1 protein-coding gene is annotated in these 287 nt (G+C 62.4%); it reads right to left on the minus strand.

Annotated features, from left to right (window positions below; genetic code table 11):
- Positions 1 to 287: hypothetical protein (locus tag SB756_RS29350; protein ID WP_410913065.1), on the minus strand; the 287-nt coding region annotated here is incomplete at both ends.

Consider the following 287-nt stretch of genomic DNA (forward strand, 5'->3'; position numbering starts at 1 on the left):
CAAGTTCCTGATTCGTTCTGCGTACTGCTTGCGCTCAAGCAGCGCGTGCAGGCTTTCACGGTCAACTTCGGTCAGTTGCTCGCCCAAGGTTGCGAGGGTAGTGCGCAGATCGACCTTATCGGTGGGTGGCGACGCCAGTACCGCGCCAGGGAGGATCTGGGTGGCAGGCGTGGCAGTGGTCAAGGCCAACCCACACAGATCCAGGGAAGGGCCTGGCAGCATCACCCCCAGCTCGTAGACCACATGGGTTGCCTGACCGTGCTCGTCCAGGGTGAAAGGCCGCAGGT

Origin of the sequence: Pseudomonas sp. SIMBA_068, assembly GCF_046534705.1 — a bacterium.
Lineage (GTDB): Bacteria > Pseudomonadota > Gammaproteobacteria > Pseudomonadales > Pseudomonadaceae > Aquipseudomonas > Aquipseudomonas putida.